At 48.9% G+C, this 16,088-nt stretch carries 15 protein-coding genes; 14 read left to right on the top strand and 1 reads right to left on the bottom strand.

The annotated features are described in order from the left end of the window. Nucleotides 1-22: 22 nt before the first annotated feature. The 6 genes from rpmI (at nt 23) to KJY73_RS09385 (ending at nt 7,162) form a co-directional block, all read left to right on the top strand. Entirely contained in the window at nt 23-220 is a 198-nt protein-coding gene (gene rpmI, locus KJY73_RS09410; protein ID WP_102795353.1) for a 50S ribosomal protein L35, read from the top strand. A gap of 19 nt (nt 221-239) precedes the next feature. Then, on the top strand, nt 240-596 hold the full coding sequence (gene rplT / locus KJY73_RS09405; protein WP_102795354.1) for a 50S ribosomal protein L20: 357 nt from the start codon (nt 240-242) through the stop codon (nt 594-596). A 191-nt stretch (nt 597-787) separates the two neighbouring features. Further along, entirely contained in the window at nt 788-1,294 is a 507-nt protein-coding gene (locus KJY73_RS09400; protein WP_214343114.1) for a sigma-70 family RNA polymerase sigma factor, read from the top strand. A 10-nt stretch (nt 1,295-1,304) separates the two neighbouring features. Beyond that, a complete protein-coding gene (locus KJY73_RS09395) occupies nt 1,305-2,261 on the top strand; it encodes a FecR family protein (RefSeq protein ID WP_214343112.1) in 957 nt (318 codons plus the stop codon). Nucleotides 2,262-2,351: 90 nt separating this feature from the next. Next, a complete protein-coding gene (locus tag KJY73_RS09390; protein WP_214343110.1) occupies nt 2,352-4,658 on the top strand; it encodes a TonB-dependent siderophore receptor in 2,307 nt (768 codons plus the stop codon). Nucleotides 4,659-4,783: 125 nt separating this feature from the next. Then, entirely contained in the window at nt 4,784-7,162 is a 2,379-nt protein-coding gene (locus KJY73_RS09385) for a PKD domain-containing protein (protein ID WP_214343108.1), read from the top strand. Nucleotides 7,163-7,259: 97 nt separating this feature from the next. Here the strand turns inward: KJY73_RS09385 and KJY73_RS09380 are convergent, their stop codons facing one another. After that, nucleotides 7,260-8,417, bottom strand: a complete 1,158-nt coding sequence (locus KJY73_RS09380) for a DcaP family trimeric outer membrane transporter (RefSeq protein WP_214343106.1) — start codon at nt 8,415-8,417, stop codon at nt 7,260-7,262. A gap of 239 nt (nt 8,418-8,656) precedes the next feature. Between KJY73_RS09380 and acs the strand changes: the two genes are divergently transcribed. From acs to prc, 8 genes are all read left to right on the top strand, one after another. Continuing rightward, complete coding sequence (acs, locus tag KJY73_RS09375) at nt 8,657-10,600, top strand: acetate--CoA ligase (protein WP_214343104.1); 1,944 nt, start codon at nt 8,657-8,659, stop codon at nt 10,598-10,600. An 87-nt stretch (nt 10,601-10,687) separates the two neighbouring features. Then, the gene (locus KJY73_RS09370) at nt 10,688-11,365 is read left to right on the top strand and encodes a response regulator (protein ID WP_214343102.1); all 678 of its coding nucleotides are present in this window, start codon (nt 10,688-10,690) and stop codon (nt 11,363-11,365) included. Nucleotides 11,366-11,428: 63 nt separating this feature from the next. After that, nucleotides 11,429-11,677 (top strand): DUF3862 domain-containing protein, encoded by a 249-nt coding sequence (locus KJY73_RS09365; RefSeq protein ID WP_206594413.1) that lies wholly within the window; start codon nt 11,429-11,431, stop codon nt 11,675-11,677. A gap of 73 nt (nt 11,678-11,750) precedes the next feature. Continuing rightward, on the top strand, nt 11,751-12,431 hold the full coding sequence (locus tag KJY73_RS09360) for an SIMPL domain-containing protein (RefSeq protein ID WP_206594412.1): 681 nt from the start codon (nt 11,751-11,753) through the stop codon (nt 12,429-12,431). Between the two features lie 130 nt (nt 12,432-12,561). Continuing rightward, nucleotides 12,562-13,026, top strand: coding sequence for a GAF domain-containing protein (locus KJY73_RS09355; RefSeq protein ID WP_214343101.1), 465 nt, complete (start codon nt 12,562-12,564; stop codon nt 13,024-13,026). Between the two features lie 5 nt (nt 13,027-13,031). After that, nucleotides 13,032-13,316: a hypothetical protein gene (locus KJY73_RS09350; RefSeq protein WP_232848561.1), complete on the top strand. Its 285-nt coding sequence runs from the start codon at nt 13,032-13,034 to the stop codon at nt 13,314-13,316. A 17-nt stretch (nt 13,317-13,333) separates the two neighbouring features. Beyond that, nucleotides 13,334-14,029 (top strand): RNA chaperone ProQ, encoded by a 696-nt coding sequence (proQ, locus tag KJY73_RS09345; protein ID WP_214343097.1) that lies wholly within the window; start codon nt 13,334-13,336, stop codon nt 14,027-14,029. Between the two features lie 3 nt (nt 14,030-14,032). Further along, a complete protein-coding gene (prc, locus tag KJY73_RS09340; protein WP_214343095.1) occupies nt 14,033-16,075 on the top strand; it encodes a carboxy terminal-processing peptidase in 2,043 nt (680 codons plus the stop codon). Nucleotides 16,076-16,088 lie beyond the last annotated feature (13 nt).

The raw sequence follows: 16,088 nt of genomic DNA, 5'->3' as shown, positions 1-16,088 counted from the left end.
TAAACAATGCGGAGTTTTAGCAATGCCTAAAATGAAAAGCAACAGCGGTGCCGCGAAGCGTTTTAAAAAATCTGCTTCCGGTCGCTTTAAAAGCAAGCAGTCTCACTTGCGTCACATCCTGACCAAGAAGAGCTCTAAGCGTAAGCGCCACCTGCGTGGCAAGAAACTGGCCCATGACTCGGATACTGCGTTGATCCAACGCATGTTGCCGTACGCTTAAGCTTTAAGGAGACTGAAACATGGCAAGAGTAAAACGTGGTGTTATTGCACGTGCCCGTCATAAAAAGGTACTGAAGCAAGCCAAAGGTTACTACGGAGCCCGTTCACGGGTGTATCGCGTTGCCGTACAGGCGGTTACCAAAGCCGGCCAGTACGCGTACCGTGACCGTCGTCAGCGTAAGCGTCAATTCCGTCAACTGTGGATTGCACGTATCAACGCTGCGGCCCGTCAGAATGGTTTGTCATACAGCCGTTTCATCAACGGTCTGAAGAAAGCGTCTGTCGAAATCGATCGTAAGATCCTGGCTGACATCGCTGTACATGACAAAGCAGCTTTCAGCGCACTGGTAAATGCTGCCAAAGGCGCATTGGCTTAATATTTAACTATTAAGCTTGAGTTCTTTCAGGAAAACGGGAAGCCGGATGCTTCCCGTTTTTTTTATTTGCTTACATATCTCTCGTTAACTGGTGCTTTGACGCCTTGTCTTCATTTGCTGAACCAGCGCATAATACGGCGCAAATCAAATAGTGAAAGTCTCTGAAAGCAGGAAGGCCGGAGAAAAGGAAATTGAATCGTCCAGACATTCAGCAACTTTATCGTGCTCACCACGGTTGGATGAAAAATCTACTGGTTCGCAAACTTCGTTGCCCTGAAGACGCGGCCGATCTGGCGCAAGATGCATTTGAACGTTTGCTGCGAAAGCCCCTTAGCTTCGATAACGTGATGGGTGGTCGCCACTACTTAAGCCGCATCGCCCACTCCCTTTGCATTGATTTATGGCGCCGCCGTCAAATTGAACAGGCCTACATGGAAAGCTTAGCGCTGTTGGCACTTGAGCACATCCCTGATGTGGCTGAGCAGCAAGTTGTCATTGACGTGATAGTGAAAGTGGATCAGTTGTTGTCGCGTTTACCTCGAAAAATAAAACGTACCTTTATTGCTGTTCAGATTGAGGGGCTTACTTACCCGCAAGTAGCTGAGCGGGACAAGATTTCTATTGGCAGCGTTAAAAATTATCTGGCTCAGGCCATAGTGCGATTAACCAGTTTCAGGGAAGAACATCATCTTGACTAATACATCGTCCATGCCAAAGCAAAGTTTGGAAGCCGCTGCGTACTGGTTTGTTGAACTGCGCGAACAGCAGCCAGACGCCGAAACCAGATTACAGTTTGAAGACTGGTTGTCGGACCCTGAACATCAATCCTCCTGGCAGAAAGTGCTGGATATGCACAGCACGTTTGAGCAGTTTAATCTGCATCAGCAGCAAAATCCGGCTTTGCACAGCGTTTTACAGCAACCTTTAGTGTCAAGACGCGCAGTGCTCAAGTGTGTAGCGCTATTTGGCGTATCATTTATGACCTACCTGACCGCCAGAACCCCCTTGGCTAAGTCCACCTGGTATCAGATGGCCGCCGATTATAGCGTGCCGGTGGGACAATCTGCCCAGTTCCCGTTAGCCGAACACATTCAGCTGTGGCTAAACACCAACTCTGCAGTAGACGTCAATTTTGCCAATAGGCGCAATCAAATTGTGCTGTTACAGGGGGAGGTGTTTGTTGAACATGCTGGTCGCGGTGGTGAAGGCGCCTTACAGGTTAATACAAATTGGCAGGATCAGCCGTTGGCCGTTGAGTCCGGTCACTGCCAGTTCAATCTGTATCAACACCACGGGGGGTGTGAGCTGTCTGTTTATCAGGGACAGGCGGTTTTCCACGGGCGAACTACATCAAAAACCTTGCAGGCTGGCCAGCAGATAAGCTTGGGAGAAAACGGTTTTTCAGATCTTGGCACGGTAAAGCATTTGCCCGGTTGGCGAGACGGTAAACTTATCGCACAAGGCATGTCGCTACAGGCCTTTGCATCAGAGCTTAATCGCTACAGACAGGGGGTTATCCGGGTTGAACCTGATGCGCAGGCGCTTAACATCGACGGTGTATTTCCGGCTTTTGATAGTGATAAGGCTTTGGAAATGCTGGCGAGCAGCTTGCCAGTGAAGGTGAGTAAAGTGGGGCCATGGTGGGTTCAAATCGCCCTGGCATAATGCAGCAAACCAAGTCTATCTATTTTGTGCCCTCATTCATCTAAGCCCGGACTTATACTTAGGCTGCTACCCGCGGCCTTAGCGTTTATTATGGCCGGCGAAGTCAGGGCTGAGCCGTATTATGCATTTGAGTTGAAAAAAGGCGGTCTTAGCCAGTGCCTTACAGCTATTGCGCAAACGGCGAACGTTTTTATCTCAGCTGATAGTCGTTTGATTGCGGATAAATCCTGCAGCGGTTTTACCTTGCGGCTGAGCGCCGAACAGGCGCTGGCAAGAGTGGTCACAGAGGCCGGTCTTCGTTATCAACAGGTGGGGGAGGCGCACTTTGTAATTCAGAGTGATAAGCGCTCAACTGGCGAACCAGGAGCTCCAACCGAAATCCGTTTGACCTTTTCGCTGCCAGATATACACACCGCCCTTTTTACCCCGTTACCTGACTGGCAGGAAGCCACAAGCCAATCCTCAGGCATAACGCAAAGTCTTAAACAGACTCCACAAACGGTATCTTTGGTAGATCCCAGGGCATTTCAATCCTTTAACCAAACTGATCTGGGCGAGGTGCTGCGCGCATCGCCAGGCATATACAGTACCTCCAATGCCATCACTGGTAACCGGGAGTTCCGCGCTCGCGGTAACTTGTTGAATCCTTTTTTGGTGGATGGGCAACCTTTCGCCGAGTCCAACTTTGCGGTGTCAGAGCTGGATGCGGTGTATTTTGATTTTTTTGAAATCAACCGTGGCACCAACGGCATCCAGCAGGACAACGGGGTGAATTCTGCGTCGGTGAATTTACTGCCAAAATCCGCCAGCGACAGCCTTTTTTTAGACCTATCTGCCGGGTATGGTGAGTTACTGTCGCGCAGATTAAGCGCCGACCTTGGCGGGGCCTTGTTAGCGCCTAGCGGACTGACGGGGCGACTGGTGATGGTAGAGCAAAAGCAGCAGGATGCTGCAGAGCACTCGCGAAATTTACGCAGTGGTGGCTATGGGCGGCTGACTTGGCTGCTCAATGATGCCACCACGCTGGATTTTTATCATATTGAGCAACATGACAAGCAGCTGGAGCGGTCCAAGATAAGGCCTTTGCTATACGCTGATCTCAGCCCTTACGATGGACCACTGTCGACTAATTTCTGGCCAAGCTGGTCGGGCGGGGCACAGCGCTTGGCCTTTTCCCATCTATTGCTGGAACGTCAACTGAATCTAGTCTGGCGGGCGAGGTTAAGCCTGAGTAAGGCAAGACAAAAATCAGCTATGTTGTTTCAGGAGTTTGATAGCTTTCCGGACCGTCAGAGCTTGTCACTTACCTATTGGGCCATGCAGCAGGATCTTTATTACAAAGCTGACAAGACAGTGCTGAGTGTCGATGGCGAGCTGGAGCTTTACTCGCTGCCTGTGAATATCAGCCTGACCGCCAGCAGTACCTACAGTCGCAGTCTGCAGCATTTAAATGAAATGGATTATCAGGGACAGCTTGTGATGCAGCCTGGCAGCTTTAAGGTTCTCAACCGTGACCAGCCTGCTCCTGATAGCGTCTTGGCGAGCTATATCAATGACCTGCGCGTTAAGGTGGACAGCATCAAACTGGCCAGTCTTATCAGGCTCAGCGAGTCCACCCAAATATCCGCGTCTGTGCGGCGTAATCACAGCCAATATGCAGCTGACAGCAGCATTTTTTTTGGTGAGACAGACAAAGACAAAAGCCAATACAACAACCTGTATCTGGGTATCAGTCAGGCCATAGGTGATATACAACTTTATGCTAGCTATACCGATATCGTGGATTTTCGCAGTGGTTACCTGTCCATGTTAAATATTGGCTTGTTGCCGACCCGCCATATTTCGACTGAACTGGGGATAAAAGCTGACTTTTGGCAGCGTCAGGGGCAGTTTAGTTTGAGTGCGTATCAGAGTCGGCCGCAGAAGTTTGGCCTGGCCCCTGACCTCACTTACGCCAACCAAGATGGGTGGGAAGCGGAATTTCGCTATCAAGGCCAGGCTATGCAAGTCAATATGGCTTACGCGCGTCGACATTCACAGCAGCCGATGGACAATATCAGCGTACAATTTCCTGATACCTTGTATCGTGCCAATTTGGGCTACGCCTTACCCTGGACAAGGCTGAATATGGCGCTGGGCGCAGCCATTGAAGGGGAGTCCAGGCAACATTATCTGCTCAGAACCTTTATTGACAGCAATAGGGTCGAAGTTACTCAGCCTGCCAGTTGGCGGCTCAATGCTTATTGCAAATGGCAGATCAACGGAGACAGTGCATTGACTCTGAGTGTTAAAAATGTGCTGGATAAGGGCTACTTTGATGGTGTGGATCTCGTTCGTGGCTGGGCGGCCTACGGCGCACCGCGGCAAGTCGCTATCACCTTTGATCAACATTTTTAAAAAAGTTTGGCTGTTTAACCACACTCACTCGTTTCCTTATTAACAGCAATATCGCTGTCAATTTATTCGCACGGCCCGATTATTCAGAGGCGAAGTGTGAAATTGAAGCTAATAAGGAAGTCCGATTGAATACCCAGCTTAAGGTGCTTGCCACCTCCATTTTTGTTTTACTCTCTGGTTGTGGTGGAAGTGGTGGTGACGCGCCAGCGATAGAGGTACGTCCTAATCTGCCGCCGGTGGCCAATGTGGTGACTAGTCATACTCGTGTGGAAGTGGGCGAATTGGCGCATTTTGATGCAAGTGCTAGCCAGGATCCCGAACAGTCCTCTCTGCGCTACCACTGGAAAATTCAGGATGCAGGTGGTCAGGATTGGACACCGGCAGACGCCAGCCAGGCAGTGCTTGAGTTTAATCCTCAGCAGTCGGGTTCATACCATATCACGCTGACCGTGACAGACAGCCAGGGCGCCACCAATAGTCAAAAAGTGCTACTGGAGGTGAGCCAAAGTCAGCGCCACAGCTTGTCCATCAAAACTACCAAAGCCGCGAAGGTAGGCGAAGTCGTCGAGCTGGAGGCGGTTTTCACGCATATGCTCAGCGACAAGGTGACCCCAAAATACAACTGGACCCTGGTTGCCAAACCAGCGGGTAGTCTGGCCAGTATACAAGAGCCTCAGCAGATCCAGAGCCAATTTCTGGCCGATGCGGTAGGTGATTATGACATTATGTTGTCGATGCAATTGGGCAACATTATTAAACGCGAGGTTAAACAGCGGATCAGTATCCATAAAGCAGGGGATGTGCCGCCGCAGGCAAAGATTGATACCCGCAATTTTTCCCAGCTTTGGGTGGGGGACAGTTTAACCCTGACAAGCCTGAGCACTGATGCTGATAATGACGGCCTAAGCTATCAGTGGCAGGTAACAGGGGCAAAGGCTCAGCCTCATCCAGCTAATTTGCCCAGTTTTGTGTTTGAGCCCGATGCCCTGGCAATCTACCAAGTGTGCCTGACCGTCAATGACGGTAAACATCAGGATACGGATTGCGTAGATATTAAAGTAACAAATGAGAATCGCGCACCAGTGGCTTCATTTGATCTTGCCCCTGGTAACGACGGCGGTGCCCTTAAACCTAACCAGAATATCGCGCTGATAAGCCAGGCCAGCGATCCTGACGGGGATAATCTGGAATATGAATGGCGTGTGTTAAGTAGCCCGGCAGAGAGTGTATGGAACCTGGACAGCTCCAATGCCGATGCGCCGGTATTTAATGCCAATATGGCCGGAGAATACCAACTGCAGCTGCGGGTTTATGACCAAAAACAATACTCACCAGCCTTTATAAAAGTGATCAAGTTACACCAAAGCAGTTTGCCAACGGTACGTATTTCGACCAATGCGCCCTCTGTCACTGTAAATCAATGGGCCAGCCTGCATGCTTTTAGCGACGTGGAAGATGAATCGGTACGTTTTACCTGGCATCTGTTGAAACAGCCCGAGGGTGCCAATGCGCAATTGGACGGTGAAAGCCTGCGCACCTTGAACATTAAGACCGATTTGGTCGGGGAATATCTGCTCCACGTCATTGCTACCACCAGTCAGGGGCAATCGGCCCCTGCTACGATTTTACTGGTTGCGGATGACAATTTGCCACCTGTTGCGCGTCTGGCCGGGCAAATTGAGCGCAATGTCTTGGTTGGTGACCCGGTGAGCTTTGACGCAGCTATCAGTTACGACCCCGAAGGGCAGTCACTCAGCTACAACTGGCGAGTATTTGAGGAAGCGACGCAGCAAATTATTGAGAGTCAGCTTGACGGTGAAAACTTTAACTTCAGTCCTAAACATGTCGGTAGTTACCGTGTGTTTCTGACAGTGAGTGATGGGCTGAAAACTACCGAAACGGCCTTTGTTGTAAGGGCCGTTGAGTCATTACCTGAGCAGTTGGAGCTAACAGGTATTTTGCTGGACGAAGCGAATCAGCCGGTTAGCGGGGTAAGTGTGGCAACCAATTACATCAAAATTCGCCAGGGCTATACCGGTTTTTATCAAACCTATACCGACAAGTCTGGTCAGTATCGTCTGTCCTTTGACCGCCCCTCTGAAGGCGATTGGGAGCCTGGTGTGCGGGTCGGGTTCAGCTTGGTAAATGGTTATCAAGACTTTCCAGTGACCTTGGATTCCAACAATGTGGTTAATTTAGGCGTAAAGAAGGTGGCGGTTTTACAAGAGGTGATTTTCCAAGCGCGCTTTTGTGATAACGCTACATCAGATAACTATCAGACCTTACTCAGGGGCCGTGGCAGCGACAATACTGACTTTGCGGTTAAATCCCAAATGATCCTGTCCGTTAGCCGTGATGTGCCAAATATTAAAATTAAACTGTTGGCACCGGCCATATTTAGATCACTGAATAGTCGCTTTACCTTCAATGGCAGCACCCAGTTTGAACATCTGTATGATAGTAATGGCACAAAAACCCTGTTCGTAGATATTTGCGAGCCGTAACCCAAAACATAAGCAAAAAGCCGGGCCCTGTGCCCGGCTTAATTTGAATAGAAAATGCCGGTTTTCGCCGGCAAAGGCGCTTCAGGCCAGAGGGCGCCTAGAACGCATACTTAGCTGAAAACTGCAGTCTGTCCATATCGCCGTCCAGACCATTTTCCAGCTCACGGGTGGAGTGAGAGTATTCCAGTCCAAAGCTCAGTGCTTTAGTGGGCGCATAGATTGCATTGACCGCCATTCTGTTGGTGGTTTCTGTTACCCCTGTACCGGTCAGCGCCACATCATTGTCAGCTTCGAAGAAGGAGTAGCTCAGCGTTGAACGCCATTGATCATTCCACCAGTGGCGATAGGCGACAAAACCACCGCTGGAATCGATAGCTTCTAGTTCGTTATTAGCATTCAACACAGCGCCATTGGCGGCGTTGATACCCAAATAGCGCCCCATGCCTGAACCTAAGTTATACATCACCTTTATGTCATCTTTACCAAGATTGAACTTGGCTGAGACACTAAATGCAGTGGCTGTTTCGGTAGTGTCAATATTAGTGCCATTGTCATAGGCTAACTGCCTGATAAGGGCGGCACCAGACACATGACCCCAATCGGCTTTGTGAGTGTAGCGTAACACCAAATCAGGTACTGAGTTATCGTCAGTGACTATACGACCACCACCACCATAGGGTGTTACTGTGGTTTCTGGGTTTTCAATGGCCACTTGAAAACCGCCGTGGCTATATCTGATCATGGCCTGGCGTACGAAGATCGTACCGTCAGTGGTGCCGATGAAGTCAAGACTCTCTGGCAATACGGATACATCCTGGAAGGTACTCCAGGTCTGACCAAACAACCATCCATCATACTCTATAGTGGCGATACGCAAGCGAGGGCTGTATGAGTTGCTGACCCTTTCGTCACCATTAGGTGTGGCCATGAAATCTAACTCGATCTTGGTTGATAGTGTCTTGCCGTTTTCCAGGGCAGTTTTGGATGAGAAATTAAAGCGGGTTTGACGGGCGTGCATGTCAAAGGCGGTACCTTCATCATTGCCGCCAACAGGCGTGAGGCCTGGGATATAAAAATCACGTCCAAGGTTACCAGATGGCAAACTGCCGTCAGAATACTGGCTGGCGATGGCGTCAAGTTTAACATAGCCACCAAAGGTGAATTTGGTGTCTTCTAATACTGACGCCTGAGCGGCAGTTGTACAAAATAGGGCACTCATTAAATAGGCAAGGGGACTCTTCGTTATGCTTTTCATTGCAGTTCCTCGTGTTCAAAGTCTGCTTAACAATTGTTCAGTCGGACAAAGTGCTCAATCAGACCATGGTCTAAGCGACTAAGGTCGAAGAATTACGGATAACGCCAAGAATCTTATTGTTAAAGGGGTGTAAAGGCTGTTTTAATTCAGTGTTAATCATATGTTTTACGACTATGGTCTAATACTTTAGCCGGGCCGGCTCCTTAGTATTGCAACGAAAATTACATGGAGATCTGACAATGTCGCATGCTACTTATCCTGTTTCATCCTATCCACATCGGGCCACCCATGCCGACAATGCAGAGTATCTGCGGTTGTACAAATGGTCAGTGGAAGATCCCGAAGGGTTTTGGGCTGAACAGGGCAAAAGACTGGATTGGATCAAACCATACAGTCAGGTCAAGGCGACTAGCTTTGCCCGCGGAAATGTTAATATTAATTGGTATGCCGATGGGCAATTGAACGCCAGCTACAACTGTATTGACCGCCATCTGAAAACCAACCCAGATGCTACTGCTATTATCTGGGAAGGTGACGATCCTGCCTCTGATAAAACCATCAGCTACCAGCAAATGCATGATGAAGTATGCAAACTGGCTAACGCTATGAAGGCTAAAGGCGTTAACAAAGGCGATCGCGTTATTATTTACATGCCGATGATTCCTGAAGCGGCCTATGCCATGTTGGCATGTGCGCGCATTGGTGCCGTGCATTCGGTTATCTTCGGTGGATTCTCACCTAACGCTATCGCTGACCGAATTGAGGATTGCCAGGCCAAGTTGGTGATTACAGCTAACTATGGTCGCCGCGGAGGGAACAAGGTTCCGCTTAAAGCCAATGTCGATAAAGCGCTGGAAAAAGACGGTACATCCAGCATCCAAAGCGTCATCGTTTGCCAATTGCTGCAGGAAGATACCTTGATGCAAGAAGGTCGTGACCTTTGGTGGCATGATGCCGTTGCTGGCTGTGCGGCTAGCTGCGAGCCTGAAGCTATGAACGCTGAAGATCCGCTGTTCGTATTGTATACCTCTGGTTCAACTGGCAAGCCCAAGGGCGTGGTACATACTACGGGCGGTTATCTGGTATATGCATCCATGACCCATCAGTATGTGTTTGACTACAAACCTGGTGATGTTTACTGGTGTGCAGCCGATGTGGGTTGGATTACCGGACACAGCTATATCGTTTACGGTCCATTTGCCAATGGCGCCATTTCTCTGATGTTTGAAGGTGTGCCGACTTATCCTGATGTGCGTCGTATGGCGCAGGTGGTGGATAAACATAAGGTTAATATTCTTTACACCGCACCAACGGCTATTCGTGCACTGATGGCGAAAGGGGATTTCCCTGCCGAAGGCACCAGCCGCGAAACCCTGCGTTTGCTCGGCAGTGTGGGTGAGCCCATTAACCCTGAAGCCTGGGAGTGGTACCACGACAAGATTGGCGACAAACGCTGCCCAATCGTAGATACCTGGTGGCAGACCGAAACCGGCGGCATTATGATCACACCTCTACCGGGTGCCACAGATCTTAAACCTGGTTCAGCCACACGTCCTTTCTTTGGTGTACAGCCCGCTTTGGTTGATGCCGAAGGTAAGTTCCTGGATGGTGCAACAGAAGGTAACCTGGTGATTAAGGACTCCTGGCCAGGACAAGCAAGAACTGTATGGGGCGATCATGATCGCTTTGAGCAGACCTATTTCAGTACCTATGACAACCTGTACTTTACTGGTGACGGCGCGCGTCGTGATGAAGATGGTTATTACTGGATTACCGGACGTGTTGACGACGTGTTGAACGTTTCTGGTCACCGTCTCGGTACCGCTGAGATTGAAAGCTCGTTGGTTGGCCATCCGGCGGTTGCAGAAGCTGCCGTAGTGGGTTATCCCCATGACATCAAAGGGCAGGGTATCTATGTGTACCTGCTGCCTACCGATGGGGTAGAAATTACCGAGGAACTGACCAAGCAAGTACGTCAATGGGTAAGAGACGACCTCAGCCCCATTGCAACGCCTGATTTTATTCAATGGACACATGGTCTGCCGAAGACACGTTCTGGCAAAATTATGCGTCGTATTTTGCGTAAAATCGCCGCCAATGAGTTTGAAAACCTGGGGGATACTTCGACCCTGGCAGACCCATCAGTGGTGGACTCACTGATTGATAAGCGTTTGAATCGCTGATTCAACTGGTGTCTGCAGCAAAAATAGCGGACACTGTCAAAGGCCGCCGCCAGGCGGCCTTTTGTTACTTGTCATAATGGAGTCACCATGGCTAAGTTTTTGATTGCTGATGACCACCCTTTGTTTAGAGAAGCCTTGGGGAGTGCACTGCAACTGAAATTTCCTGCATTATCGCTGGTTCAATCCGATTCATTGGATTCCACGTTAAAAGCACTTAGTGAACACGACGATGTGGACTTAGTGCTGCTGGATTTGCATATGCCGGGTTCCGGTGATTTATACGGCCTTATTCGCGTCAGACAGGATTTTCCTACTGTTCCTGTTGCGGTGATATCCGGTAGTGAAAGTCTTGAAGTGGTGTCTAAAGTGATGGGCTTCGGTGCCCTGGGCTTTATCCCTAAGTCATCCTCATCAGAACAAATTGCTGCAGCCATAAACAGCATTTTGGAAGGCGACAATTGGGTTCCGGAAGCCTTACGCGACAAGATCCAAAAAATTAGTGATGAAGATCGCGACTTGGCGCAGAAAGTGGCGGATTTAACCCCGCAGCAATACAAAGTATTGTATTTAATTCACAATGGCCTGTTGAATAAACAAATTGCCTACGAGCTTGGTATCACTGAGGCTACGGTCAAGGCGCATGTAACAGCAATTTTCCGCAAATTAGATGTATACAGCCGGATTCAAGCGGTACTGTTGGCCGAAAAACTGCAATTAGAACCACCAGGTAAAAGTGCACAGGAAGAGGTAAGCAAGAACGGTTGATTCCCACTTAGTCTTTGAATTTTGTGCTATATGAATGGATACAACAGCACAAAAGGAAGGCCTATGAAACGGGTTATCGCGCTTTTCACACTCCTGGCGCTTAGCGCCTGCTCCAAGCTCACTATGTCCAACTACGACCAATTGAAAGCCGGTATGAGTTACCGTGATGTCGTGGAAATACTAGGCAATGCCGATCGCTGTGAGGACCTGGTTGCCAATCGGGAATGCATCTGGGGCAATAAAGATGGCCGCCACATACAGGTTAATTTTGTAGCGGGCGCGGCTGTCTATTTCAATCAAAGTAGTCTTTAGCCAGATTAAGTTCATACCTGGTTCAGGCTGACAGCGCATACTGACGTCAATTTCATACACCAAGGAAATTTGCATGAAAAAATTGATCGCTGTATTGCTGTTGGCTGGTGCGTCTCTGTCTGCTGTGGCCCAAGAGCCGGAAAATGCTATTAGTGTGGTGGGGCAGGCAAATGTCAGTGCGGTACCTGATTTATTTCAGTTCAGTCTATACGTTGAAGAAAAGGGGCCGGTTGTCTCCAAACTCAACGCCGAGGTAAGTGAAAAAACCAGTAAGTTGGTGAACTTTTTGCTAAAGCAGGGAGTGAAAGAGCGGGATATCCAGTCTTTACATGTGCAGCTTTATCCTTGGTACGAACATACCGAGAAAGGCTCAGAGCAAAAAGGTTTTGTACTGGCCAGACAGATCCGTGTCAGTCTGCGGGAACTTAATTTATATGACAAAGTACTCGATGGGGTGCTTAAACTGGGCGCCACCCGTATTGACGGCTTTCAGCATAATGTTGAAAACCAGCAAGCCCTTTATTTAAGTGCCTTGGAATTAGCGGTTAAAAATGCTGAGCTGCGGGCCGAAAAGCTAGCCAAAAGTTTGGGCGCTAAGGTGGGGAAGGTGTTGTCTGTCAGCGAAGCGTCTAATTATCAACCTGCTCCTATGATGCTGGAGTCACGTATGATGATGAAAGACAGTAGCGGAAGTATGGCCGGTGAGATGAATATTGACGCACAAGTTCAGGTTAAGTTTGAATTAATTCAATAACCTGCGATTAATCAAGCAAGGGGGCCTTAATGGCCCCTTTATTGTTCTTGGCAAACTGATACAACAAAGGGGTTTTATTTTTAGGTATTTAGCAGTACCTTGTGCGGCCTTGTATAAGAGTTTCGTTAACATGCCAAAGATAAAATCAGAGCTCTACCGGGAAGTAGTTCAGCAGGCGTCAGCGCTGATGGACGGCGAAAGGGATTTGATTGCCAACCTTGCAAACCTCAGCGCACTTTTATGGATGCAATTACCTGATATCAATTGGGCTGGTTTTTACCTGCTCAAAGAGGATGAATTGGTATTGGGACCGTTTCAGGGCAAGCCCGCTTGTGTTCGAATCCCCATGGGGCGCGGTGTATGTGGCACGGCTGCTAAACTTGAACAACCACAGTTAGTTGCGGATGTTCACCAGTTTGAAGGGCACATTGCCTGCGATGCTGCATCTAACTCCGAAGTGGTTTTGCCTTTTTATCTGAACGGACAGCTAGCTGGCGTGTTGGATATTGACAGCCCCAGTCTGGCAAGGTTTGATCAGGACGATTTGCAAGGTTTACAGAAACTGGTTTTAGCCTTACAGGATGCGATGGCGTGAAGTCGATGATAGACATCCATGTGGTGTTGGCAACCCCAGCCGACATGGAGTTTTGGGAAGATTTGGCCGATGAGGCAGCCGATAGGCTAAACGAGTTGCTGCATTATTTGTACGCTCAGGTTGATGAGGATATAGATACACATCAACTTGAACTGATGATGCAACATATCTGGGAAACCTGGCATCAGGACCAGTATTTATTAGATATAGACGAGCAGGAGCTCTACGACTGGGTTGACCAACTTGTGGCAACTTGGGATGATGAGCACCCTGGCGCACACTTAGATTAACCGTTAGAAATAAGCGAATGGATAGCCCACAGAAGTTTTCAAACAGCAAAGAAGTGATTAGTTTCTTGGCTGACACCTTTCCCGCCTGCTTCAGCCTAGAAGGCCAGGCTAAACCCCTTAAAGTTGGTATTTTTCAAGACCTGGTTGAGCGTCTGGAAAGTGACGAAAGGGTAAGTAAAACCTTGTTACGTGCATCTTTGCGCCACTACACCAGCAGTTGGCGTTATCTGCATGCTGTCGTTGAAGGAGCGCATAGAGTTGACCTTGACGGTAATCAGGATGCGATTATCGAAAAGCAACATGCAGAACATGCGCAGCAACAGCTCGCTGAAAGCAAACAGCGTGTAGCAGATAAACGTAAAGAGCAGGCTAAGCATCGTCAGGATGCAAAACCTCGTTACAAAAAGTCTTCTACTGGCAAAAACGAGCAAAACCCCGATAAAACAGGGGGGGAGCAGAGTAAACCAGCTGGAAAAAACAGCCATCAGGGAACTAATTCCTCTCAGAGCAAACCAATTAAGCGACCACCACCAGAAAAATTGAGCGATACTGATCTGGTAGCTGGTACGCAAGTAACGGTTAAAATTGGTAAAACTCCTATGCCAGGGACCATTAATGAGGTCGGCAAAGATGGGGTACATGTCCAGTTGAACTCAGGTATGGTAGTAAAAGTACCTGTCGACAGCCTGAGATTGGCGCGTCCTAAGAGGTAAATTATGAAAAATGCGATTCACGTTTCAGTTGCCGCTGCATTATTGGCAGCAAGTTATGGTGCTGGTGCTGTAGCCACTACTCCCAGTGCCCATGATTTACCCAATTTGGAGCAGGAATCGCAACATGCGGTGGCGACGAAGCGAATTTCGTCGTTATTCACCCGCGCACATTACAAAGAGATTGAACTCAATGATGCGCTTTCCGAACGAGTTTATGACCGTTTCTTGAAAGCGCTCGATCCGAACAAGAACGTTTTCACAGCCGCAGACATTGCTAAATTGGAAAAGTATCGAGCGAGTTTTGATGATGCGCTCGAACGAGGCCAGTTGGCAGGCGTGTACGACATCTACCAACAGAACCTAAAACGTCGTGTTGAGCGATACGAATACGCGCTGTCCTTGCTGGATGGTAGCTTTGATTTCGAAAAAGCGGGCGACGTACTCGAGTTTAATCGTGAAGATGCCAGTTGGCCTAAAGATGTGGCTGAGCTGAATGAATTATGGCGTCAGCGCGTTAAATACGACGCCCTTAACCTGAAAATGGCGGGGAAAGACGAAGCGGGTATTAAAGACTTGCTAAGTAAGCGTTACGAGCGGGCCATCAAGCGTCTTCAGCAAACTGAAAGTGAAGATGTCTTCCAGACCTTAATGAATTCCTTTGCCCGAACTATCGAGGCGCATACCAGTTATCTTTCTCCGCGCAATGCTGAACGTTTCCAGATGGACATGAATCTGTCTTTTGAGGGGATCGGTGCAGTACTGCAATCTTTGGATGATCACACCGTGATTCGTTCGGTTGTGCCTGGTGGGCCAGCAGATTTGTCTAAACAGATTAAGCCTGAAGACCGCATTGTTGGTGTGGCTCAGGAAGATGACGAATTTGTTGATGTCGTCGGCTGGCGCTTAGATGAGGTTGTTGATCTGATTAAAGGGCCAAAGGGTAGTGTGGTCAGACTGCAACTGCTCAAAGGTGCTGCCTCGGATTCAGCTGCGCCTGAAGTGGTCAGCCTGACTCGCGATAAGATTAAGTTAGAAGATCGTGCGGCCAAGTCGGAAGTTTATGTGCCTGAGACAGGTCCTAATAAGGGCCAGAAACTAGGTGTAATTTCTATACCCTCTTTTTACAACAACTTACATGAAGATGTGCGAAAAGAGTTGGATTCGCTAAAAAGTGAAAATGTTGAAGGTGTGATTGTTGATTTACGTGGCAACGGTGGTGGTTCTTTAACCGAAGCGACACAGCTCACCGGCTTGTTTATCGACAAAGGACCTGTAGTACAGATTCGTGACAGTGCCGGTCGTATCCGTGAAGAGCGTGATAATGACGGTATCGTTTACTATGATGGTCCGTTAACGGTGTTGGTAGATCGCTATAGTGCGTCAGCTTCGGAGATTTTTGCCGCCGCTATGCAGGATTATGGTCGGGCATTGATTGTTGGTGAGCAGACATTCGGTAAAGGTACAGTACAGCAGCATCGTGGTCTGGGACGTATTTATGACCTGTATGACAATCCTCTGGGTAGCGTTCAGATCACAATAGCTAAATTCTACCGGATTAATGGCGGTAGCACTCAGCATAAAGGTGTGGTGCCGGATATCCTGTTCCCTTCCGCCATTGAACCCTCTGAGTGGGGCGAAAGCCGTGAAGAGAATGCCTTGCCATGGGATAGCATTCAGCGTGCGAACTACACCACTTTTGGTGAAACCGGCTCGACAGTCAGAGAAGTGTCGGATAAGCACATGGCGCGTATTCAGCAGGATCCTGAGTTCGCTTATATCCTCGAAGACATCAACGAGTATCGCGCCCGTAAAGATGATAAGACGATCTCTTTAGTGGAATCTGAACGACGTAAAGAGAAACAAGAGAATGAACAGAAAGCCTTGGCCAGGGCGAATGAGCGTTTAACGCGCATGGGGCTGGCTAAGGTTGAGAATTTGGATGACCTTCCTGAAGCGCTGGAAGAACTTGATCCCATTCTCGATGAAGCGGCTGCGATAACCTACGATGTGGTGGGTACGGGCAAATACGCCATTCGTAGCAAGTAATACAACAAACGCG

The sequence above is a fragment of the Bowmanella yangjiangensis genome, from assembly GCF_018531185.1.
GTDB classification, from domain to species: domain Bacteria; phylum Pseudomonadota; class Gammaproteobacteria; order Enterobacterales; family Alteromonadaceae; genus Bowmanella; species Bowmanella yangjiangensis.
The sequence above is the reverse complement of the archived record's forward strand: the minus strand, read 5'-3'. Positions and strand labels throughout refer to the sequence as shown.

Bases quoted from the DNA above. Each gene is read 5' to 3' on its own strand.
- KJY73_RS09360 (WP_206594412.1), top strand. From the start codon at position 11,751: ATGAAAAAATTGATCGCTGTATTGCTGTTGGCTGGTGCGTCTCTGTCT.
- KJY73_RS09370 (WP_214343102.1), top strand. From the start codon at position 10,688: ATGGCTAAGTTTTTGATTGCTGATGACCACCCTTTGTTTAGAGAAGCC.
- proQ (WP_214343097.1), top strand. From the start codon at position 13,334: ATGGATAGCCCACAGAAGTTTTCAAACAGCAAAGAAGTGATTAGTTTC.
- KJY73_RS09395 (WP_214343112.1), top strand. From the start codon at position 1,305: ATGCCAAAGCAAAGTTTGGAAGCCGCTGCGTACTGGTTTGTTGAACTG.
- KJY73_RS09390 (WP_214343110.1), top strand. From the start codon at position 2,352: ATGGCCGGCGAAGTCAGGGCTGAGCCGTATTATGCATTTGAGTTGAAA.
- KJY73_RS09350 (WP_232848561.1), top strand. From the start codon at position 13,032: ATGATAGACATCCATGTGGTGTTGGCAACCCCAGCCGACATGGAGTTT.
- rplT (WP_102795354.1), top strand. From the start codon at position 240: ATGGCAAGAGTAAAACGTGGTGTTATTGCACGTGCCCGTCATAAAAAG.
- KJY73_RS09380 (WP_214343106.1), bottom strand. From the start codon at position 8,417: ATGAAAAGCATAACGAAGAGTCCCCTTGCCTATTTAATGAGTGCCCTA.
- acs (WP_214343104.1), top strand. From the start codon at position 8,657: ATGTCGCATGCTACTTATCCTGTTTCATCCTATCCACATCGGGCCACC.
- prc (WP_214343095.1), top strand. From the start codon at position 14,033: ATGAAAAATGCGATTCACGTTTCAGTTGCCGCTGCATTATTGGCAGCA.
- rpmI (WP_102795353.1), top strand. From the start codon at position 23: ATGCCTAAAATGAAAAGCAACAGCGGTGCCGCGAAGCGTTTTAAAAAA.
- KJY73_RS09355 (WP_214343101.1), top strand. From the start codon at position 12,562: ATGCCAAAGATAAAATCAGAGCTCTACCGGGAAGTAGTTCAGCAGGCG.
- KJY73_RS09365 (WP_206594413.1), top strand. From the start codon at position 11,429: ATGAAACGGGTTATCGCGCTTTTCACACTCCTGGCGCTTAGCGCCTGC.